At 40.9% G+C, this 455-nt stretch carries 1 protein-coding gene; it reads right to left on the bottom strand.

Features of this window, described 5'->3' with window-relative positions; genetic code table 11:
- Positions 1–81: 81 nt before the first annotated feature.
- Positions 82–309 carry a hypothetical protein gene (locus tag ACQRBH_RS17315; protein WP_427761175.1) on the bottom strand — a complete coding sequence of 76 codons (228 nt, stop codon included), beginning with the start codon at positions 307–309 and terminating at the stop codon, positions 82–84.
- Positions 310–455 lie beyond the last annotated feature (146 nt).

Below are 455 nucleotides of genomic sequence, written 5' to 3'. Positions count from 1 at the left end.
CATCCTAATCCCTTTTGCTCACTTCAGATGCTCTGCTGGACGCCCTCATTATTACTCGCCCAGTTACCCTCCTAAATTTGTTTAATTACTTCTAATATTTTCTTCATCTTCTACCTTCGCCGATTTAATCCAGTTCACATCATTCATATACTTATGACATTTCCCATCTTCCTTGCAGTAAGCAACGCACCGTTCTTTGATGCATTCATTCAATTGTATTCTCTGATAGTCTCCATGACCTACCATCATTGCTTTTTCCCATACTACTTGCGTAAGATCAGGGCAGAACTTCAATCCTTGTATACTCATATCTTCTACTCCTCCACCTGCTTGTGCGATCCGTGAAGCATTTCACCTGTTCCTCCGCCCAGATTACTAAGATGCATTGGCTTAATACCAAGATTTTCACAAAGCAAGTTCAAAGCGCTCTGTACTTCACAATCTCTGATAAACTG

Source organism: Bariatricus sp. SGI.161, from assembly GCF_050313695.1.
Lineage (GTDB): Bacteria > Bacillota > Clostridia > Lachnospirales > Lachnospiraceae > JAFBIX01.
The sequence above is the reverse complement of the archived record's forward strand: the minus strand, read 5'-3'. Positions and strand labels throughout refer to the sequence as shown.